At 48.4% G+C, this 20,578-nt stretch carries 23 protein-coding genes, 1 tRNA gene, 1 other RNA gene and 1 other annotated feature; of the genes, 9 read left to right on the top strand and 16 right to left on the bottom strand.

Annotated elements, in window-relative coordinates:
* Window positions 1–291: 291 nt before the first annotated feature.
* Window positions 292–1,107 carry a hypothetical protein gene (locus AF331_RS09125; RefSeq protein ID WP_053427861.1) on the bottom strand — a complete coding sequence of 272 codons (816 nt, stop codon included), beginning with the start codon at window positions 1,105–1,107 and terminating at the stop codon, window positions 292–294.
* Window positions 1,108–1,262: 155 nt separating this feature from the next.
* On the opposite strand from AF331_RS09125, the gene AF331_RS09120 reads away from it, so the two are divergent.
* Window positions 1,263–1,739 carry a PaaI family thioesterase gene (locus AF331_RS09120; RefSeq protein ID WP_412177714.1) on the top strand — a complete coding sequence of 159 codons (477 nt, stop codon included), beginning with the start codon at window positions 1,263–1,265 and terminating at the stop codon, window positions 1,737–1,739.
* A gap of 41 nt (window positions 1,740–1,780) precedes the next feature.
* Here AF331_RS09120 and AF331_RS09115 read toward each other — a convergent pair whose 3' ends face one another.
* The 7 genes from AF331_RS09115 to tadA all read right to left on the bottom strand — a co-directional run bounded on the left by AF331_RS09115 (window position 1,781) and on the right by tadA (window position 5,977).
* The gene (locus tag AF331_RS09115) at window positions 1,781–2,044 is read right to left on the bottom strand and encodes a pro-sigmaK processing inhibitor BofA family protein (protein WP_048007497.1); all 264 of its coding nucleotides are present in this window, start codon (window positions 2,042–2,044) and stop codon (window positions 1,781–1,783) included.
* A 58-nt stretch (window positions 2,045–2,102) separates the two neighbouring features.
* Window positions 2,103–2,321 carry a YaaL family protein gene (locus AF331_RS09110; protein ID WP_053427859.1) on the bottom strand — a complete coding sequence of 73 codons (219 nt, stop codon included), beginning with the start codon at window positions 2,319–2,321 and terminating at the stop codon, window positions 2,103–2,105.
* A 15-nt stretch (window positions 2,322–2,336) separates the two neighbouring features.
* Window positions 2,337–2,933: a recombination mediator RecR gene (gene recR / locus AF331_RS09105; RefSeq protein WP_048013171.1), complete on the bottom strand. Its 597-nt coding sequence runs from the start codon at window positions 2,931–2,933 to the stop codon at window positions 2,337–2,339.
* 11 nt (window positions 2,934–2,944) lie between these two features.
* Window positions 2,945–3,265, bottom strand: a complete 321-nt coding sequence (locus AF331_RS09100) for a YbaB/EbfC family nucleoid-associated protein (protein WP_048013172.1) — start codon at window positions 3,263–3,265, stop codon at window positions 2,945–2,947.
* 32 nt (window positions 3,266–3,297) lie between these two features.
* The gene (dnaX, locus tag AF331_RS09095) at window positions 3,298–4,983 is read right to left on the bottom strand and encodes a DNA polymerase III subunit gamma/tau (protein WP_053427858.1); all 1,686 of its coding nucleotides are present in this window, start codon (window positions 4,981–4,983) and stop codon (window positions 3,298–3,300) included.
* A 152-nt stretch (window positions 4,984–5,135) separates the two neighbouring features.
* An RNA gene (gene ffs / locus AF331_RS21830) (signal recognition particle sRNA large type) lies at window positions 5,136–5,400 on the bottom strand.
* A gap of 97 nt (window positions 5,401–5,497) precedes the next feature.
* Entirely contained in the window at window positions 5,498–5,977 is a 480-nt protein-coding gene (tadA, locus tag AF331_RS09090; protein WP_053427857.1) for a tRNA adenosine(34) deaminase TadA, read from the bottom strand.
* A gap of 127 nt (window positions 5,978–6,104) precedes the next feature.
* Between tadA and AF331_RS09085 the strand changes: the two genes are divergently transcribed.
* The 5 genes from AF331_RS09085 to AF331_RS09065 all read left to right on the top strand — a co-directional run bounded on the left by AF331_RS09085 (window position 6,105) and on the right by AF331_RS09065 (window position 10,025).
* Complete coding sequence (locus tag AF331_RS09085; protein ID WP_053427856.1) at window positions 6,105–6,653, top strand: cysteine hydrolase family protein; 549 nt, start codon at window positions 6,105–6,107, stop codon at window positions 6,651–6,653.
* A gap of 57 nt (window positions 6,654–6,710) precedes the next feature.
* A complete protein-coding gene (locus AF331_RS09080) occupies window positions 6,711–7,994 on the top strand; it encodes a glycosyl hydrolase family 18 protein (protein WP_053427855.1) in 1,284 nt (427 codons plus the stop codon).
* A gap of 133 nt (window positions 7,995–8,127) precedes the next feature.
* On the top strand, window positions 8,128–8,784 hold the full coding sequence (locus AF331_RS09075; RefSeq protein WP_048016328.1) for a deoxynucleoside kinase: 657 nt from the start codon (window positions 8,128–8,130) through the stop codon (window positions 8,782–8,784).
* Window positions 8,768–9,436: a deoxynucleoside kinase gene (locus AF331_RS09070; RefSeq protein ID WP_053427854.1), complete on the top strand. Its 669-nt coding sequence runs from the start codon at window positions 8,768–8,770 to the stop codon at window positions 9,434–9,436. The genes AF331_RS09075 and AF331_RS09070 overlap by 17 nt, the downstream gene beginning before the upstream one ends.
* A gap of 118 nt (window positions 9,437–9,554) precedes the next feature.
* Complete coding sequence (locus AF331_RS09065; protein WP_053427853.1) at window positions 9,555–10,025, top strand: DinB family protein; 471 nt, start codon at window positions 9,555–9,557, stop codon at window positions 10,023–10,025.
* A 29-nt stretch (window positions 10,026–10,054) separates the two neighbouring features.
* Here AF331_RS09065 and AF331_RS09060 read toward each other — a convergent pair whose 3' ends face one another.
* On the bottom strand, window positions 10,055–10,552 hold the full coding sequence (locus AF331_RS09060) for a DUF1648 domain-containing protein (RefSeq protein ID WP_327205392.1): 498 nt from the start codon (window positions 10,550–10,552) through the stop codon (window positions 10,055–10,057).
* A gap of 133 nt (window positions 10,553–10,685) precedes the next feature.
* Between AF331_RS09060 and AF331_RS09055 the strand changes: the two genes are divergently transcribed.
* Window positions 10,686–11,045, top strand: coding sequence for a hypothetical protein (locus tag AF331_RS09055; RefSeq protein ID WP_053427851.1), 360 nt, complete (start codon window positions 10,686–10,688; stop codon window positions 11,043–11,045).
* Window positions 11,046–11,132: 87 nt separating this feature from the next.
* Here the strand turns inward: AF331_RS09055 and AF331_RS09050 are convergent.
* From AF331_RS09050 to guaB, 6 genes are all read right to left on the bottom strand, one after another.
* Window positions 11,133–11,222: transfer RNA gene (locus tag AF331_RS09050), tRNA-Ser, on the bottom strand.
* Window positions 11,223–11,336: 114 nt separating this feature from the next.
* Window positions 11,337–12,614, bottom strand: a complete 1,278-nt coding sequence (gene serS / locus AF331_RS09045) for a serine--tRNA ligase (protein WP_053427850.1) — start codon at window positions 12,612–12,614, stop codon at window positions 11,337–11,339.
* A gap of 58 nt (window positions 12,615–12,672) precedes the next feature.
* Window positions 12,673–12,881, bottom strand: a binding site (T-box leader).
* A gap of 53 nt (window positions 12,882–12,934) precedes the next feature.
* On the bottom strand, window positions 12,935–13,525 hold the full coding sequence (gene pdxT, locus AF331_RS09040) for a pyridoxal 5'-phosphate synthase glutaminase subunit PdxT (RefSeq protein ID WP_053427849.1): 591 nt from the start codon (window positions 13,523–13,525) through the stop codon (window positions 12,935–12,937).
* Between the two features lie 6 nt (window positions 13,526–13,531).
* A complete protein-coding gene (gene pdxS, locus AF331_RS09035) occupies window positions 13,532–14,413 on the bottom strand; it encodes a pyridoxal 5'-phosphate synthase lyase subunit PdxS (RefSeq protein ID WP_048007483.1) in 882 nt (293 codons plus the stop codon).
* 219 nt (window positions 14,414–14,632) lie between these two features.
* Window positions 14,633–15,943, bottom strand: a complete 1,311-nt coding sequence (locus AF331_RS09030) for a D-alanyl-D-alanine carboxypeptidase family protein (protein WP_200908248.1) — start codon at window positions 15,941–15,943, stop codon at window positions 14,633–14,635.
* A gap of 249 nt (window positions 15,944–16,192) precedes the next feature.
* Window positions 16,193–17,659 carry an IMP dehydrogenase gene (guaB, locus tag AF331_RS09025; protein WP_053427847.1) on the bottom strand — a complete coding sequence of 489 codons (1,467 nt, stop codon included), beginning with the start codon at window positions 17,657–17,659 and terminating at the stop codon, window positions 16,193–16,195.
* Between the two features lie 111 nt (window positions 17,660–17,770).
* On the opposite strand from guaB, the gene AF331_RS09020 reads away from it, so the two are divergent.
* On the top strand, window positions 17,771–18,709 hold the full coding sequence (locus AF331_RS09020) for a YaaC family protein (RefSeq protein WP_053427846.1): 939 nt from the start codon (window positions 17,771–17,773) through the stop codon (window positions 18,707–18,709).
* Between the two features lie 17 nt (window positions 18,710–18,726).
* On the opposite strand, the gene AF331_RS09015 is transcribed toward AF331_RS09020, so the two are convergent.
* Entirely contained in the window at window positions 18,727–19,209 is a 483-nt protein-coding gene (locus AF331_RS09015; RefSeq protein ID WP_053427862.1) for a glutathione peroxidase, read from the bottom strand.
* Window positions 19,210–20,174: 965 nt separating this feature from the next.
* Between AF331_RS09015 and AF331_RS22875 the strand changes: the two genes are divergently transcribed.
* A partial coding sequence (locus tag AF331_RS22875) for a hypothetical protein (RefSeq protein WP_235576361.1) occupies window positions 20,175–20,578 on the top strand: 404 nt, incomplete at its 3' end.

Raw genomic sequence — 20,578 nt, 5'->3', positions numbered from 1 at the left:
AGCTCTTTTAAAAATAAATCTAGAATTAACGTTGACGTGTTTGTCTTGTTTTGTTCAGTTTTCAAGGTTCAAATGTTACTTAAGCTCTCTTGAGCACCTCTTAAATATACCATGATATCAGTCAGTGAGTCAAGCTTTTTCTTAAGTTGTTTTTCGATGTCGTTTTGGCGACAAGGAATATAATATCACCTATCAGCCTATTACGTCAACACTAATTTCAATTTAAATTTAAATGATTTCATTTCCCCGGCGCAGGTATGATTTTACCTTTACCCGCACCAGGGACATCAATCAGTATACAAGGTCTTCTCCGATGTATTTGATCCCCCTTTTAGGGAAGAATCCATCAGGGAATACAAGGTCCCACACCATTCCACTCTCTCTTCTTCCGATGGCCCCTGCAATGACCATCCCCTCATCGATCCGGTGGACCGGCACATTGCGGATGAAGTAAGGAAAGCGCGTCAGGAGGTCGATGAACAAGATTCCTTCCTTTTCAATAGAGTGAACTTGAAACAGACCCTGCGCACGTTCTGCGTAGAGATTCCACTTTTGATCGGCAATGGCCATATCTGCCCGGTAGTTCCAATCGGGCTGATGCATCTTTGGATAGTTTCGTAGAAAGAGGTCGGCAAATAGTGATTCATAGCGACTCAGCATCGGGAGGGATTCTTTGATGAAAGGAAGGACTTTGGGTGAGAGGGCGGTGTGTTCCCGCTCGTCGAGCCAAGTGAGGAAAGCGTGGAGTTCATGAAGGAATAAGTGGGTGAAGTTCTTTTCCGGGAGGATTTTCGTTTTACTCGGGAGATAGGTGAAGATGAGCTCTTCCCAGAAAGGATAGGGGCACTCATTCCAAGAGTCTGGACATTCGTCTTCGAGGTGGAGGGTCATATATGAAGCAATGACCTCCAGGAAGAGGTTTCTTCCCTGCGAATCCCGATTCTCTTTTTTGAAGGCGACAAAGTCTTTACCATAGTAATAGAGGAGACCACGGTATTTCATCTTGAACTCCCGGCTTACCCTGAGCATGTCTTGATGATCTTCTGGACACTCCAGTGATGTGGTATGCGATCCGCCGTATTCCGGTACAGCTTCTCTTTTTTTCAATTCATCACCATCTTTCGATTTATTATCATGAGCAGCATGACCTCCTCAGTATATCATAAATCGCCTTTATTTGACTGAATATTAAAACTATTTAATAGTAGCAGGGAACCGTCCTCCTTTCTCGAATGTGTGTTGATAGAGAGGGGATGGAAAAGATGGAGAATCAGAAACCTGCCATACAGGATGAGTATGCGGATGATTTTGCGTGGTGCTATGGATGCGGGCGCCTGAATGAAGAGGGCCATAAGTTCCGGACCACGGTGGAAGGAGAGAAAACCGTTACGGTGTATACGCCTGAACGAAAACACACGGCGATACCCGGTTTTGTGTATGGAGGGGTGATCGCCTCCCTCATCGATTGCCATGGGACGGGGTCTGCCGCTATCACCCTGCATCAGAAGAACGGAGGGACGATCGGGGACGGAAGCACTCCTCCACGGTTCGTGACGGCCTCTTTGTCTGTCGATTTCATGAAGCCGACGCCTCAGGACGTTCCACTAAAGGCGGTGGGTACAGTCCATGAGATCCACCCTAAGAAATTCAGGGTGGAAACAGAAGTATACGCTGACGAGGAGCTTTGTGCCAAAGGTGAAGTGATTGCCGTCGTCATGCCTGCGTCATTCGGTGGATAATCAAAAAGCCGCCTGCTCCAGATTGGAGCAGGCGGCTTTTCTCATAAGACCCACATCTGAATGACCGTCAGCCCTACGACTCCCGGAATCCCAAGGATCCCTGAGATGGAAGAGGTGGCGAGGTTGATCGGGACGTGGATGCCGTATTTACTTCCGAACGCATTCAAGAAAAACAGAAACAATGCGCCGATCATCACTTTAATGGCGACTTGTCCCACAAATCGCAGCGGCTTGATCGGAACTCCCGTGGCAAGCAAGAGGATGATCAATCCACTGATGGCTGCAATGACGATGACAGGGCTCATACCTTATCTCCTTTCTAAAGAACGAATCGTCCTGTTATAGAAAGGATATGAAGGTTGTCTACCTTTTTATGACGATGTTTCGATGTTTCGCTTCCTTGAACAGGAAAAAATATTTCGCTTCTGCGATTTTCGTATGACATTGGGCGCCAAGGCTGTAGTCGACGCTCATTTCGTCGATGGACTGCTGTCGGTTCCACTGATCCTTCATTTCATCCAGAACGTTCAATAAGGATTGGTCATACTCTTTTTTCAGCTTGCCCTTCTTTCTGAAAAACAATGGAATCCACTCCTTCTAGACGTCTCTTCTTCCCTCGAGGGCTTTGGATAAGGTCACTTCATCCGCATACTCCAAGTCTCCACCGACCGGAAGTCCATGTGCGATCCGGGTAATGCGGATACCTGAAGGTTTGACCAGCCTTGAAATGTACATGGCGGTCGCTTCCCCTTCGATGTTGGGGTTCGTGGCAAGGATGACTTCCTGGATGACATCGTCTTGAAGACGTTTGATCAGGTCCGGCACATTGATATCTTCCGGTCCAATCCCATCCATTGGGGAGATGGCTCCATGAAGCACATGATAAAGGCCGTTGTACTCCCTCATCTTCTCCATGGCGATGACGTCCTTCGGGTCCTGGACGACACATAGGATGCTTCTGTCCCTCCGCTGATCTTCACAGATATAGCAGGGATCCTGGTCGGTGATGTGACCGCAGACGGAGCAGTAGCTGAGGTTCCGCTTCGCATTCACGAGTGCTTTCGCAAAATCGAGTACGGTGTCTTCTTTCATACTAAGAACAAAAAAAGCCAGACGGGCCGCAGTTTTCGGCCCGATCCCCGGCAATTTCATAAAGCTGTCGATCAGCTTTGATATAGGCTCAGGATAGTGCATCGGTTAGCCTCCTAGAACATGCCCGGCAGGTTCATTCCTTTTGTGAATTGACCCATCGTGGAGTTCGTTAATTCTTCTGCCTTTTTAAGGGCATCGTTCGTCGCAGCAAGAACAAGATCTTGCAGCATATCGATATCTTCCGGATCTACGACTTCTTCATTGATCTTCACGTCAAGGACCTGTTTGTGTCCTGAAACGATGACAGTGACCATTCCGCCGCCTGCTGTTCCTTCGATTTGCTTTTCGCCGAGTTCTTCCTGTGCTTCAGCCATCTTCTTTTGCATTTTTTGCATTTGCTTCATCATATTTTGCATATTACCCATTCCACGCATGTTCATTACCTCCATAAAATGTTTTGAATGAATCAATCATTGACTTCCATTAAATCGGGGCCGACCAATTTTTCCGCTTCGGTCAGCAGGCTGTCTTCTTCTTTGTCGGGACCTTCCTGATCACTCGATTTCGAGTGACGGATGAAATCTTCCCGGATACCTGTCCACTGGTCTTCCGGCACCCCTATGGCCGCATAGCTGCTACCCGTCAGTTCTTCAAGGATCGAAGAAATGGCAGAGGTGAATGCATGGTTCTCCATGGCCATCTGACAGTGGATATCATACTTGAATTTTAACACAAACGAGCCGCTTGTTGCCGCCACCGGTTCCGCATCATTGAGAAGGGCGGATTGTGAGCGCATCTGGCGCTGATTGAGGGTTTCGACCATATCCCCCCACCGGCTCTTGATGTTGTTCAGGTCTTCTTTCGTGGCTGACTTCAGCACTTCCTGGATCTGTCCTGCAGGAACACGGAACCCTTTTTTGGCCCTGACCGGTTTCTTGGCTGCTTGAGGGGCATTTGTTTCCCCTTGGATGGCCACACCGTTTTGTTTAAGCTGTTCAAGTTCTCTTTCCAACTTGCCGATCTTCTTCATCATCTCTTCGACTTCGGGAGAGCCCGATGCTTTAGGCGCATCCATCTGACAGAGCTTCACAATGGAGACTTCAAGATAGATACGGGCATGGTTGGTGAATTTCATCTCCTGCCCCGCTTGGTTCAGTACGTCGATATATTGATAGATCTGATGCGGCTCGATCTGCCCGGCGAGCTCCTTGAATTCATCGTCGAGCATCACACGCTCGAGTGATTCCTCAAGGTTCGGGGCCGTTTGGTGAAGGAGCATGTCCCGGAAGTACAGAATGAAGTCTTCTGCGAAACGGGCCGGATCCTTCCCTTGGAAAAGAAGTTCCTCGAGGGCACCGAGGGCCGTCGCCACATCCCTCTCCATGATGGCCCTGCCGAGGCGGTTCAGGTAATCCTGGGAGACGGCACCCGTCACTGTGAGGGCGTCATCAACGGTTACCTGGTCCTGGCTGAAGGAAATGGCCTGATCGAGGAGACTCAGGGCATCACGCATACCGCCTTCCGCTGCGCGCGCGATGATGTTCATGGCGTTCTCTTCATACTGGACACCGGACTCCGTGGCGATGTGGCTCATCCTGCCCACGATATCCTTTGCCGTGATCCTTCTGAAGTCGAAGCGCTGACATCTCGAGATGATCGTAAGCGGGATTTTATGGGGCTCTGTGGTGGCAAGGATGAAGATGACATGCTTCGGTGGTTCCTCCAGCGTCTTCAACAGGGCGTTGAAGGCACCGATCGACAACATGTGGACTTCATCGATGATGTAAACTTTATAGTCGACGACGTTTGGTGAATACTTCACCTTGTCGCGGATATCCCTGATTTCTTCCACGCCATTATTGGACGCGGCATCGATTTCGATCACATCGGGGATGGATCCATCGGTGATCCCTTTGCAGGCATCGCATTCATTGCAAGGCTCCGCTACGGGAGAACGTTCACAGTTGACGGCTTTTGCCAGGATCTTGGCAGCACTCGTCTTTCCTGTTCCACGCGGTCCGGAGAAGAGGTAGGCATGGGAGATCTTCTGTTGAAGGAGGGCATTCTGCAACGTTTTCGTCACATGCTGCTGCCCGACGACATCGATGAACGATTGCGGTCGCCACACACGATATAATGCTTGATATGCCAAGATACTCCCCCCTCTTATGTATGTTCTATCCTGTCTATTATAACGAGTTTGAAATGGTTTTACAAAGGAATCCCGGACCAAAAACCTTCAGGGCCTTTATAAACAAAAAACCCATCCGTTCCGGGATGAGTTGTTGTATATGTAAATAACTGCCGTGCACCTTTCGTCGACAAGCATCCATAGGCGTTACTTAAGCAGTTAGCTCAGCCCAGGCAGCCCCGCGGCACATGGAAGCTTCCACTTAATGCTGCTTCCTTCCGGACCTGACATGGTTCATGGATTTCCATTGCGCAGGACCCAGACGTCGACACCACTTGCTTAAGGCAGACCCTACAGAGTGCAAGCCTCAGAAAGGAATTCAGTCTCGCTAGAGCGGATTGCGAGTACAGGACACCGCTACCTTCCCACCTAGCACGGCAAAATTGATACCACTATTCAGTTGCATCGCAAAAGAGCGACGCAAGATTAAGTATACTAGCATTCACGGTAAAAAGCAACGGATGGGTGATGTAAATTATTTGAATTTCTTCTCCGCTTTCTTCCTTGCCCTTAAATCCTTGAAGAAAGAAGAAAGCATCCCTCCGCACTCCTGTTCCATCACACCCGGCACCACCACGCATTGATGATTGAACCGTTCATCATCAAGCAGGTTCATGAGGGTTCCGGCACAGCCCGCCTTCGGATCCTTCGCTCCATAGATCACCTTTTCCACCCTGGAGAGGATGATGGCTCCCGAACACATGGGACAAGGCTCCAAGGTCACATACAGCTCGGCCCCTTCCAGTCTCCACGTCCCCATACGCTCACACGCTTCCTGGATGGCAAGCATTTCGGCATGTGTGACGGCGTTCTGGGTCGTCTCCCGCAGATTATGCCCCCTCCCGATGATTTCGTCTCCAAGGACCACCACCGCACCGATGGGCACCTCTCGGATGGCAGCCGCTTTTTCCGCCTCTTTGAGGGCTTCTATCATAAATTGTTCATCTCTTGTCATTATCATTTGCTCCTCACGTAATGGCTTCATTGTACTAAAAATGAATGGTGTATGAAAAGGGGATGTCCGGCACTGCTCATAAAATCCTTCGGTTCATACAGACTATAAGAAGAAAGGTGATGATGAAATGAATACGAATGACACCGCCCTCCTGATCATCGACGTGCTGAATCCCTTCGATTTCACATATGGTGAGACCCTTGCCGACCACACGCGCACCATCGTTCCGCCTCTATTGAAGATTCGTGATCACTGCAGGGGGAATGGAATCCCGGTCATCTACATCAATGACCACTATAAGCTGTGGAAGGCCGATTACCATAAGATCTATCAAACATGCCATAACGATAGAAGCGATGCCATCATGACGCCCCTGAAACCGGGGGACGATGATTATTTCCTCATTAAACCGAAGCATTCCGCCTTCTACGGGACCGCCCTGAATACCTTGCTCCATCAGCTTTCGGTCAAAACGCTGATCCTTACCGGCATTGCAGGCAACATCTGTGTCCTGTTCACGGCAAATGACGCCTATATGAGGGAGTTCAAGCTGATCGTCCCATCGGATGCCATCGCCTCGGTGAGCGGAGAAGATAATCGCTATGCCCTCACCATGATGGAAAATGTCCTGAAAGCCACCGTTGCCCCGACAGAAAATCTCTTTGCCTCATCATAACTCCCTTCCTCCTCTCATAGAATCCCTATAGCGGATACACAAATGGGAGGGGAAAACATGCAGATCCATGTTGTACAGCCGAATCAATCCCTGTCTGGCATCGCCCAGGCTTACGGTACAACAGTTAAAGATATCGTGGAGGCCAATGAGCTGCCGAACCCGAATAATCTCGTCGTCGGCCAGGCTCTGGTCATCCCGATCATCGGGAGTTTCTATTATATACAACCCGGGGACAGCTTATGGCTGGTCTCTCAGAAAACCGGCATTTCCTATCAGGAGATTGCCAAAGCGAACGGCATCACCCCGAATCAGCAGCTACAGGTCGGATACCGTCTCTATATCCCACCCCGTCCGAAAACCAAAGGAGAGTTCAATGCGTATGTAGAGCCCTACGGAAAAGAAGTCGCACCGAACCTGGAGGAAAGCGCAAAGGAGGCTGCTCCTTACCTGACCTATCTTGCACCGTTCAGCTTTCAGGCCCAAAGGGACGGCACGCTGAAGGAGCCTCCCCTCGGGAATCTGATCCAGACCGGCAAGAATAATAACAACGTGATGATGATGGCCATCACCAACCAGGAAGAAGGTGCCTTCAGTGATGAGCTCGGACGCATCCTCCTGAACGACCAGGCCATCCAGAACACCTTCCTGGATAACGTCGTCAAGACCGCCAAGAAATATGGATTCCGGGATATCCATTTCGACTTTGAATACCTTCGTCCCCAGGACCGGGATGCCTATAACCAGTTCCTCCGGAAAGCAAAGGCCCGTTTCAACCAGGAAGGCTGGCTTCTCTCCACAGCCCTCGCCCCGAAGACGAGCGCCGACCAGAAAGGGAAATGGTACGAAGCCCATGATTATAAAACCCAGGGGGAGATCGTTGATTTCGTCGTCATCATGACGTATGAGTGGGGCTACAGCGGCGGTCCGGCCATGGCGGTATCACCCATCGGTCCGGTAAGGGATGTGCTTGAATATGCCGTGTCAGAGATGCCTTCAAGCAAAATCCTCATGGGGCAGAATCTGTACGGGTATGATTGGACCCTACCGTTCAAGCCGGGAACCACAGCCAAAGCACTCAGTCCACAGCAGGCGATCCAGCTTGCCTCACAGAACAACGTCCGGATCCAATATGACGAAAAAGCCCAGGCCCCTTTCTTTAAATATAAAGCAACCGATGGCACCGATCATGAAGTCTGGTTTGAAGATGCCAGGAGCATCAATGCGAAATTCGATCTGCTGAAGGAATTGAAGCTCCGGGGAATGAGCTACTGGAAGCTGGGTCTTTCATTCCCGCAAAATTGGCTCCTTCTCTACGATCGGTTCGACATCACCAAGCGATAAGGACGGGTGCCCGGGGGGCATCCGTTTTTTTCTGGAAAAGTTTATGCAAAATATGCTGAACACTCTTTCAGGCGATTATGATACAATAAATCCTGTCGAAAAATACCGTCATATTTTGAGGAGGACACACGTAATGGGGCCGATTCCGTTCATAACCGTCGAAGGTCCGATTGGTGTAGGAAAGACCTCTCTTGCCAAGGCGATATCCGAGCATTTTCAATTCCATCTGCTCCGCGAAATCGTCGACGAAAACCCATTCCTGGACAAGTTTTATGATGATATCGAGGAATGGAGCTTTCAAACGGAGATGTTTTTCTTATGCAATCGATATAAACAGCTTGAAGATATCGAAAAGCATTACCTGTCACAGGAGAAATCCGTGGTGGCCGATTACCATATCCTGAAGAATATTGTGTTTGCGAAGCGTACATTGAAGGACGCGCAGCAATTTGATAAATACTTGAAGATCTATGACATCCTGACGGCGGATATGCCGAGACCCAATGTGATCATTTACTTGAACGCCGGTCTCGATACGCTCCTCAGCAGGATCGAAAAACGCGGACGGGACTTCGAGAAGAAGATCAGCCCGCTCTATTTGAAACAGCTCTCACTGGATTATGATGAATATATGGAAGCATTCGAGGAAAAGCATCCCGATATCCCTGTCCTTCGCTTTAACGGAGACGAGATCGATTTCGTTCAGCGGCAGGATGACTTGGAGCTTATCCTGAAGCAGCTTGAGACGACACTTAAAGAAGGAGTCCACCACCATGAATCTTCGAACTAAATATGGCATACCGAACAATGCAGTCATCACCATCGCAGGAACCGTCGGGGTCGGAAAATCCACGATGACCAACGGACTTGCAGAAGCATTGGGATTCAGGACGTCATTTGAAAAAGTCGATACGAACCCTTATCTGGACAAGTTCTATAAAGATTTCAAGAGCTGGAGCTTCCACCTTCAAGTGTACTTCCTCGCCGAACGCTTCAAGGAGCAAAAGAGGATCTTTGAATATGGGGGTGGCTTCATCCAGGACCGCTCTATCTATGAAGACACGGGCATTTTCGCGAAAATGCACCATGAGAAAGGCACGATGAGCGATACCGACTATGAAACGTACACCAGTCTCTTCAACGCCATGGTCATGACCCCTTACTTCCCGCATCCTGATCTTCTCATCTACCTGGAGGGATCCCTTGATCATATCATCGACCGGATCCGCGAGCGAGGCCGTCCGATGGAGCAGGAAACGCCGATCGAGTACTGGGAAGAGATGCACGAACGCTATGAAAACTGGATCAACAACTTCAACGCATGCCCTGTCCTGCGCCTTGATATCAGGGAATATGATCTTGTGAAGGATGCTGGTTCCATTGAACCGATCATCGAGCGCATCGCTTACTTCATCGAACAGACACGGATGTTGAAGAACTGAGATGGCTTACGAAAACCGCCTGGAGCTTTCCAGGCGGTTTTGTTGTTCAAAGCGTATCAGTTACTGATCACAACATTTTCTGTTACAGTAGACACGATAGACGAAAGGAGAAATCATCATGAATCAATCCCTATACAGTCAGTTCCAGCTGACAAGAGCCCAGCTCCTGAATGAAATCAAAGACCTGAAGGCAGACGTCATCGACGTGCAGCCGGAAGGATTGAACAATACGATCCACTGGCATATCGGACATGTCCTTACTGTCACTGAACAGTTCATGTTCGGATTTGAAAGCCTAGGAAACACACTTCCTTCAAACTATGGCGAATTATTCGGCTACGGCTCGAAGCCGGCAGACTGGAGCGGCGATGTTCCTTCAATCGAGGAACTTGCTTCTCAGCTGCAAGACCAGCTCGTACGCATCAATGAACTATCGGACGAGCACCTCGCCCAGCCCCTTGAACAGCCGTTCCACGGTCTCAAGACATTCGGCGAACTTGCCCACCTCTCCCTCAGCCATGAAAGTCAGCATCTCGGACAGATGCACGCCATCAAGCTGTTGGCAGAACGCACCATCGTCAACGGATAATCTGAAGCCGGTCATATGACCGGCTTTTTTCATGTGATCTTCCTCCGCTTCAGTAAGGCTTCCACAATCGGGACCATCATCCCGATCAATACGACGGGCAGGAACCATTCGAACATCCCCTTTACCCAGCCCATGGCAATCGCAACCGTCTCGAATGCCAACAGGGCAAATACCAGTACACAAGTATTCTTCATCACATTCAGCATCTGCCGGCTATTCAGGTAAAATGCCCTTGCATTGGATTCATTCAGCCTATCCGGGTAATTATGGACCTCAGGAAACTTCTCCAACAGATGCATGGATAGTCCCAGTACGAATCCGATCGCCGGGAGGATGAGCAGCTCATACTTCGATCCCCACCTTGTGATTTCCGTCAGATTATAATGAGCCGGCACCTTATCAGGAAGCGACGTCCAGGTCATGACAAGCAAACCGATCATCCCTGCATAACTGCCTGCCCCTACCAAATCCCACAGCTTCTCCCTGGTTGTCTTCGCTATCGAAAGTTTCGGTCGATTCCCGCCCATATCCATCACGCCTTTCTTACTAATCCATACGATTCTACCTTCTGGAGGTTTCAAATAATGGAAAAGAAATCGTTTACGTTCATCCGTACTGAGGTATACATGACTAAAGGATACACATCAGAGGAGGATGAAGATGGAGGAAAAAATGACGTATTATGTAGATATCAATAGCGGGGACGTGACCCCTGAAGCCGTGCAGAATCACAGCCCGAGCTTCCGGATCCTTGCCACTCAAGGGGAAGTGGAAGAACTGAAGCTCATGTTTGAGCAAAACGAGGCGGATGCAAGGTCCACCATGAAACAGGCACAGTTCCCACTCCGAAAGGATTATAATTCACCTGAGAATGAGCTCTATGACGAATCCATGAGACAGATCTTCGGGAAAATCTTCGAGCTTGGGGATGAGGAAGCGAAGCGGCATATTGCAGAGAATGGCATACTGGAAAGCAAGTACAATCCAGAGCTGAGAGAAGACATCGAAAACCTCAAATAACCCAAAAAAAGACTGCTGCTTCATAAGAAGCAGCAGTCTCTATCTCCAATGTTTATGCGCATTGGTTAATAATAAAATCAATGGNGGAGGAGGAAGGGGGATTCGAACCCCCGCGGGCTTTGACACCCCTGTCGGTTTTCAAGACCGATCCCTTCAGCCGGACTTGGGTATTCCTCCGTATCGACAAGAATTATAATACCACGCTGAAAATTTGGAGTCAAGAACATCTTTCATTTTTTTAAAAAAAGGTGCCGTGGCTGCCTCGTTCGCAGCCGTAGCACCTTTTTGCCCTTATCCTTTGATGACTTCCAGCCCACGCATATATGGACGAAGTACTTCAGGAACGATGACCGTACCATCCTCCTGCTGATAGTTCTCAAGGATTGCCGCCACTGTACGTCCGATGGCAAGTCCAGAACCGTTCAGCGTGTGGAGATGTTCAGGTTTCGCATTCGGTTCCCTTCTGAAGCGGATGTTTGCACGGCGTGCCTGGAATCCTTCAAAGTTACTGCAAGAAGAGATTTCACGGTACGTGCCGTAGCTTGGGATCCATACTTCAAGATCGTATTTCTTCGCTGCCGTGAAGCCCAAGTCCGCTGTACACATAGAGAGGACGCGGTATGGAAGACCGAGGAGCTGAAGCACTTTTTCTGCATGACCTGTCAGTTTTTCGAGTTCATCATAAGAATCCTCCGGCTTGACGAAACGGACAAGCTCGACTTTGTTGAACTGATGCTGACGAATGAGACCGCGCGTATCGCGTCCGGCAGAACCTGCTTCAGAACGGAAGTTGGCGCTGTATGCCACATAGCTCAGTGGAAGATCGTCTCCTTTTATGATTTCATCACGGTGATAGTTCGTCACTGGAACTTCAGCCGTCGGTACGAGGAAGTAATCTTCGCTTTCGATGCGGAATGCATCCTCTTCGAATTTCGGAAGCTGACCGGTACCCGTCATGCTCGCACGGTTCACGAGGTATGGTGGAAGCATTTCTGTGTAGCCATGCTCATCCATGTGAAGGTCCATCATGAAGTTGATCAACGCACGTTCGAGGCGTGCACCCATCCCTTTATAGAAAACAAAGCGGCTTCCGGTTACTTTGGCAGCTCGTTCAAAGTCGAGGATATCAAGCCCTGTTGCGACATCCCAGTGAGGCTTCGCTTCAAAATCGAACTCTCTGATCTCGCCCCACGTTCGCGCTTCTACGTTGTCATCTTCCGTTTCACCCACCGGCACAGATTCATGAGGGATATTCGGGATCGCCATAAGGATGCGGTCGAGTTCTTCCTCCACACCTCTTAATTCATCATCCAGCGTCTTGACCTGTGCACCGACTTCACGCATTTCCACGATGAGATCCTGTGCATCCTGCTTTTCTTTTTTCAATTTCGCAATTTGTTGGGAAACGTCGTTCCGCTTGCTCTTCAGGTCTTCCGTTTCAACAAGGAGTTCCCTTCTGCGCTTATCAAGCTCTTCGAATTTACCGAAGTCTTCAAGGTCTTCTCCCCTGTGTTGAAGACGTGCTTTCACATCTTCCAGATTGTTTCTCAAATACTTAATGTCCAACATAGCTCTTCCTCCTTTAAAATGACACGTCCAAAAACGATAAAAAACCCCCATCCCTGGTAAAAGGGACGGAGGTTTCCGCGTTGCCACCCTAATTGAAGACAGATGACTGCCTTCCTCTTAGAGATGGTAACGGAATCACCGAAAATACTTACTTCATTCAGTACTTCACTCGAGGATGGATTCATAAAGGCCTTGTATCGGTTCGCACCAGCCACCGACTCTCTTGATCAAGCTTCCCTTACTACTAGCTCCTGTCATCGATTTAAATGTGTATTGGTTATAACATAATCTACTACAATGATTTCCGATTTGCAAGTGGATTATGCCAACGACTTCTCAAGACTCTCTTCCACCATCTTCACGAAATAGTGTGTGAGACGATGATCATCGGTCAGTTCAGGGTGAAATGAACATCCCAGGAACTGACCGTGTCGGGCAAGGACGATCCGTCCATCATGCTCTGCCAGGATCTCCACCTCTTCCCCAGCCTCGACGATGTGTGGGGCCCTGATGAATACCGCATTGAACGCATCCCCCACATGGCTGATCGTCAGGTCGGCTTCGAAGCTTTCCTTTTGACGACCGAAGGAATTGCGCTCCACCGTGACATCCATGACGCCAAGATGAGGCGCATCGTATCCGACAAGCTTCTTCGCCAGCAGGATCAGGCCCGCACAGGTTCCGAATATCGGCTTCCCGGCAGAAGCAAATTCCCTCAACGGCTCCATGAAGCCGTAGCGGTCGATGAGTCTCCTCATCGTCGTGCTTTCTCCTCCAGGCATGATGAGCCCGTCCACTTCCTCAAGCTGCTCTACTCTTTTGATGACCAGGGCCTCAGCACCCGATGCTTCAATCGATCGGATGTGTTCCCTCACTGCCCCCTGAAGGCCGAGTACACCTATCTTTGTCATGGCTGATTACCACCCGCGGTCCTGCATGCGATTTTCTGGAAGGATCGATGCAATTTCGACGCCTTTCATGGCCACTCCAAGCTCTTTTGAAAGATCGGCAATCAGCTTGTAGTCCTGGTAGTGAGTCGTCGCTTCCACGATGGCTTTCGCGAATTTCTCAGGGTTCTCGGACTTGAAGATCCCTGACCCAACGAATACTCCATCTGCTCCAAGTTCCATCATAAGGGCAGCATCAGCTGGGGTTGCCACTCCGCCTGCTGCGAAGTTTACGACCGGAAGACGGCCGTTTTCTTTGATTTCAAGAAGTAGTTCGAACGGTGCGCCAAGAAGTTTGGCTTCCGTCATGATTTCATCTTCATTCATGGAGACAAGCTTGCGTACCTGCGCATTCACTTTACGGATATGGCGGACGGCTTCAACGATGTTGCCTGTTCCCGGCTCACCCTTTGTACGAAGCATGGACGCGCCTTCGCCGATGCGTCGTGCTGCTTCACCAAGATCTCGGCACCCACATACGAATGGAACCGTGTAGTCACGCTTATTCAAATGGTACTCTTCATCAGCCGGAGTCAGTACTTCACTCTCATCGATGTAGTCAACACCCATTGATTCCAGTACTTTCGCTTCTACGATGTGACCGATACGCGCTTTTGCCATGACTGGGATTGAAACGGCTCCCATGACTTCTTCCACGATGCGCGGGTCAGCCATACGGGCAACTCCGCCGGCTGCACGGATATCTGCAGGCACTCGCTCCAGCGCCATGACGGCAACGGCTCCAGCCTCTTCTGCAATCTTCGCTTGTTCTGCATTGACAACGTCCATGATGACGCCGCCTTTTTGCATTTCTGCCATTCCTCGTTTAACTCGATCTGTACCAGTTCTCATGTATGTAGCCCCCTTGTGTTTTCCAGGGATGTCCCGCATGAAATGAAGAAATCGGACTATACCCATCGGATTGAATATTGTTGCTCTACTGCTTAATAAACAATAAATTCACACTTCTGTCAAGGTAGCCAGCGGGCATATCGGCCCAAGGTCACCTGCCAATTTTTATAAAAAAAACATCAGGCTTCCGTGAAAACCTGATGTTTATCCTAGCAAAAATCAGAACCAGCCCTTGACCGTAGAAGTCACAGAGCCCCAGATATCGCTAAAGAAGCCACCAACCGCCCTCATGGAGAGGATGAACCAGTTCGCTTTTTCTACGCCATCTGCCGTTACAACAGCTGCTTTTGAACTGCCGCCCTTATCCGTGAGATACCCGAGACCGTCATCAGATTTCACTGTGACATAGCCGATGGTTTCTCCCTTTTTAACAGGGGCTTGCAGTTTACCGTCTTCATTCAATTTTTTCTTATCCACCTCGAATTGAGGCTTGAATTTCTTATCTGCATCCGTCTTCAATACCATTTGAAGCGGGTCTTTCGTGTGGATCTTGACACTCTTTTCTTTCCCTTTTACAACTGGCATCGTCTTATGCCCTTTGATTTCGTAATTGGCAGGGTAGACTTCTTCCAATGTGTAATTGTTGAAGGCATAATCAAGCAATTTACGTGTTTCATTGAAGCGTGCATCATAGGAATTTTCACCGGCCGGCACGTTCACATCCATTACAACCGAGATGAATCGGATGCCGTCGCGTTCAGCCGTTCCTGTGAAGTTGGCACCTGCGAAATCCGTTGTACCGGTCTTCAGCCCGTCCATTCCTTCGTACTCACGAATAAGTCCCGGAAGCATCCAGTTCCAGTTAGACATATTCGTAGGATCTCCACCTTTATCGAACACTTTTTTCGGAATGCTCGATGTTTCTAGAATTTCCGGGTGGTCTTTCAAAAGACGAAATGCGAGTGTGGCCATATCTTTTGCCGACATGACATTTTCTTCATCCGGCTCTCCGACAACTGAATCGAAATATTGAGATAGGTCTGCATTATTGAGACCTGTAGAGTTTACAAATTTATAATGTTCTAAGCCCAATTCTTTGGCTTTTGCATTCATCATTTCGACGAATTTCGCTTCAGATCCTGCAATGGTTTCTGCAATCCCCATGGTAGCCGCATTGGCTGAATAAATTGCCATGGCTTCATAGAGTTCTTTCACCGTGTAGCTTCTGCCCACTTCGAGGGAAACATTGCTAAGCCCCGTGTTGTGGGACATTTTTGAAATGTTCATTGGCACTTCGTATGTTTGATCCCATTTTACTTTTCCGTCTTGAATAGCTTCTAGCAACAGATATTCTGTCATCATTTTTGTCATACTCGCAATGCCTTGTGCATTGTCTGCGTTCTTTTCATAGAGAATTTTGCCCGTACTCGCTTCTACCAGGATTGCCGCCTTCGCTTTAACATCCAGATCGTCCTGGGCTGCACTGGCAGGCTTTTGGACAAGGCCCATCGCCAACATTAATACCATCATACAAACAACAGATTTTTGAATCCAACTTCTTTTCACTATTAGCCCTCCAAGATTTTATGTACACCTTCGTTATTTTAACATAGTTCAAATGGTTCGAATAGATAGAGAATATTACTAGTTTTCAGTTAGGTCGGGGGATGCAAGCCCTTGGATACATATTATTTCCAATAATAAAAAAAGCTGGCTAAGATAGCCAGCTTTTTCAATATGATGCGAATTCCGTCGGTCTATCCGGCAGAATAAATTATATTAAGATAATGAATAGTTAGGTGCTTCTTTCGTGATTTGGACATCATGCGGATGGCTCTCACGAAGACCTGCGCCGGTCATGCGTGTGAACTGTGCATGCTCGCGGAGATCGTGGAGATCCTTCGTACCGCAGTAGCCCATTCCTGAACGGAGACCACCGATCAGTTGATACAATGTATCGGCAAGAGGGCCTTTGTAAGGAAGACGGCCTTCGATGCCTTCTGGAACAAATTTCTTCGCTTCCTCTTGGAAGTAACGGTCTTTAGACCCTTTTTCCATGGAGCTGACAGAACCCATACCTCTGTATACTTTGAAGCGACGGCCTTGGAAGATTTCAGTTTCCCCAGGGCTTTCTGTCGTTCCTGCAAGGAGGCTTCCGAGCATGACAGCATGTCCACCGGATGCCAATGCTTTGACAACGTCTCCTGAGTACTTGATCCCACCATCGGCGATGATGGCTTTACCGTGCTTGCGTGCTTCCGTCGCACAGTCATAAATGGCTGTGATCTGTGGAACACCGACACCTGCTACGACACGGGTCGTACAGATGGAACCTGGTCCAATTCCCACCTTCACCACATCGGCTCCGGCTTCGATGAGATCTCTTGTTCCTTCAGCTGTAGCTACGTTCCCTGCCACGATATTCAATGTCGGATAGGCATTGCGGATATCGCTTACGATGGAAAGGACACCTGCAGAGTGACCGTGAGCTGTATCGATGACGATGATATCGACTGCGGCTTTCACGAGGTGCTCGACGCGTACCATGGTGTCTTTCGAGATCCCTACGGCTGCCCCAACGAGAAGGCGTCCTTGTTGGTCTTTCGCTGAGTTCGGGAATTCAATGACTTTCTCGATATCTTTGATGGTGATAAGGCCTTTCAACGTACCTTCTCCATCGATGAGTGGGAGCTTTTCAATCTTGTGTTGCTGAAGGATTTTTTCGGCTTCTTCAAGCGTCGTGCCTACAGGAGCTGTCACGAGATCTTCTTTCGTCATGACATCAGAGATGAGAATCGAATAATCCTGAATGAAACGGAGGTCGCGGTTGGTCAGGATCCCAACCAGTTTTTGTTCCTCTGCGTTGTTGACGATCGGAACACCGGAAATTCTATATTTGCCCATCAAGTGTTCGGCTGCGAAGACTTGATTGTCTGGAGTCAGGAAGAACGGATCGGTGATGACTCCACTCTCAGAACGTTTTACCTTATCGACTTGCTCAGCCTGCTGTTCGATGCTCATGTTCTTGTGGATGACACCAAGGCCGCCTTGACGCGCCATGGCGATGGCCATCTCTGCTTCTGTGACCGTATCCATACCGGCACTGATGATCGGGACGTTCAGTTTCACTGTATCCGTAAGTGCAACGGAAATGTTCACATCTTTCGGCAACACCTCTGAACGAGCCGGTGTCAATAGCACATCATCAAACGTTAAACCTTCTTTAGCAAATTTAGATTCCCACATAATTTTGGCCTCCCTATCCGAAAATATTATTAGTAGGTTATCAATTGGGCAAAATACTGTCAAGAACTATAGGATTAGTTTAACTATTCAGATTAATAGGGGGTTGTACATTTGCATGATATCAGGCACTGGAGGGACTTCCTCCACTATTTCCAATCGGCTTCCTATACCCAGAAATTCCTGAGACGATGTTATCGTTCCATGCCCGGATCCGATGTCAAAAGCTATGATAATTGCTACCCCTTCATGTATTATCTCGAACAAGGGGAGATCTATTATAAACAGGCAGAAGATTCGCCGCTATCGATCAAGCCCATCCTTCTTTTTTACGGCTTCATCCATTTCATCAAGGCGGTCGTGCTCACCACGGATCCGAACTATCCTGAGACCACCACCGTCCTCGCCCACGGGATCACCTCCCGGAAAAGGAAGAAACAGCAGTACCGATTCCTTCATGATGAGGTGAAGATCCAGAAGAACGGCCTCTTTACCCACTTCTCCTCCCTCCACTTCGACCTTAAGCATCTGGAAGGGGAAAAATACAAAATGGAAGACCTCTTGGATCAGATCCCTGAGATGGCCGATTCCTTTTCAGTCCTCATGAAGAAGACCACCATGTTCCCTTTTACGGAAGGAAGGTTGTCCATTGAAGAGAATCTGCTGAACCACTTCCACTGGACACCCGACTCCTTCCGCCAGCATCACTCATCCTTACCCGAAGGGATCCACTGGGAAGGGCAGGACACCCTTTCCACTACCCTGAGGAACGAAGCCCTTCCGTTCAGGTGGAACCGTCAGGAAGGGAAGCTCGCCCTGCCTGCAATCAAAAACGAAGCAAGCTCCCTGCCGGAGGTTCTCATTCACTATGCCATCCTTTACAATCTCAGCATGATTGCCCGCTACGAAACCGAGTGGTGGATGGAACTATTGAAAAACCGGACTACAGAGGACTACCCGTTCATCCTCGCCTTCATCACCCTCACAACCGAAAAGGGCCCTTCCCTATTAGGGGAGCTCCTTGAAAACAAGATGAAGCAGGAGGGGGAATGAACCTCTCCTGCTTACACCTATTGCTGAAGCAATTTCACAATATCATCTTCGATTTTCCGTGGATTGGTCTGAGGCGAATAACGATCATACACTTCTCCATCTTTTGAAATAAGGAACTTTGTGAAATTCCATTTGATATCGGATAAAAGAAGCCCCTTCTTCTCCTTCGTCAAATACTTGAATAGGGGATGCGCATCCTTCCCCTTCACATCCACCTTCGCGAACATCGGGAATGACACCCCATAGTTCACCTGACAGAACTCCAGTATCTCATCTTGATCATCAAACTCCTGATTCATGAACTGATCACAAGGGAACCCAAGGACGACCAGCCCCTGCTCTTTATACTCCTCATACAGACCCTGCAGCTCCTTAAACTGAGGCGTGAACCCACACTTACTTGCCGTATTCACGATCAGCATCACCTTGCCTTCATAGTCCTCCAGTGCAACATCCGATCCATCGGATTTTTTTACCGTCAAATCATATAGTGAAGAAATCATACTATCTCTCCTTTTTCACATTTACGTAATTTAATCATACTCATTGAGGGGACGTAAGGCAATTTTGAAGATGGTTTGAGGTGGAGGTGAAGTTGTGAGAAGGGTAGATTGCTTTAGCAGATCCCATTGGGTTTGTACAGGGACAAAGTGTCAAGTTCTGGGATTTACTGGAATTAAATACTGATTAAGTTTATAATGAACTACTAGCATATTTTTCATGAGAGGTACAGAGACAGAACGTCAGGTTGTGGGATTTTTTGGATGTTTCGGAGGTTTTTTTGTCGGTATTTGGGGGCTGGGCTATTGGTTTTTTCGGGGCCGATGACTCTCTGGGTTTTGGGTATGGCAGGAGTATGAGAAAACACTCTTCTGTTTAGCAGATCCCGCTGAGTTTGTACACAGACAAAGCGTCAAGTTCTGGAGGTTCCTGGAAGTAAATACTGATTAAGTTTAAATGAACCACTAGCATATTTTTCATGAGAGGTACAGAGACAGAACGTCAAGTTGTGGGATTTTTTGGATGTTTCCGAGGTTTTATTGTAGGTAAGTCGGTGGCTTGGTATTGGTTTTTACGGGTCGGTGACTCTACTAGGTTTTGTGTATGGCAGGGTATGAGAAAACGCTCTTCTGTCTAGCAGATCCCGTTGGGTTTGTACACAGACAAAGCGTCAAGTTCTGGAGGTTTTTGGGGATTGAAGAGAGATATTTTCACTCATTACAAATTTAAAAATATGATTCACAGTTCACTAGTAGATAGAGCCATTCGCAAATAAAGGAAAGGGAACACAAATAGAAAAATGGCCAGTGATCCATTTCGCAAATTAAAAGTCGATTCTCGCAAATAGAATGAAAAATATCGCAAGTAACTGGTTGAATTCCGCAGGTATTTTCGCTCCTGGAAGAGGACGATGGGTCCTTAAATGTTCAAAAGGGCCAAAAGGTGTTGTGAAGAATGTCGAATGGTGTCAGGTGCTCAAGTAGATACAGAATATGGGAAAATATCACTAATAAAAGTAACCTATCCGCAAATATCAGGCCCCCTTCACTCGGAATCAAAAAAAGTCGCAAATAAGCGCGACTCCCCCATAGCCTTATCTCCGGACAAACGTTTTTGTTCCTTCCATTTCGCTGATCATATACTCCCACAGGTCATTAATGATTTAAAAGACCTTTTCGACCCTCACCTAGAAGAGAAGTACCTCCTGTTCTCTAACCTTGGTATTGCAAACGCCTCACCCTTGCAACCTGCATATTCTCATATCTTTCTTCCCCGCCAACGAAAAAACACCACAAAAAAAGCAGCCCATCAAATGAGCTGCTTTTCTCTCTATTGCCTGGCGACGTCCTACTCTCACAGGGGGAGATC

The organism is Rossellomorea marisflavi (assembly GCF_001274775.1).
Lineage (GTDB): Bacteria > Bacillota > Bacilli > Bacillales > Bacillaceae_B > Rossellomorea > Rossellomorea marisflavi.
The sequence above is the reverse complement of the archived record's forward strand: the minus strand, read 5'-3'. Positions and strand labels throughout refer to the sequence as shown.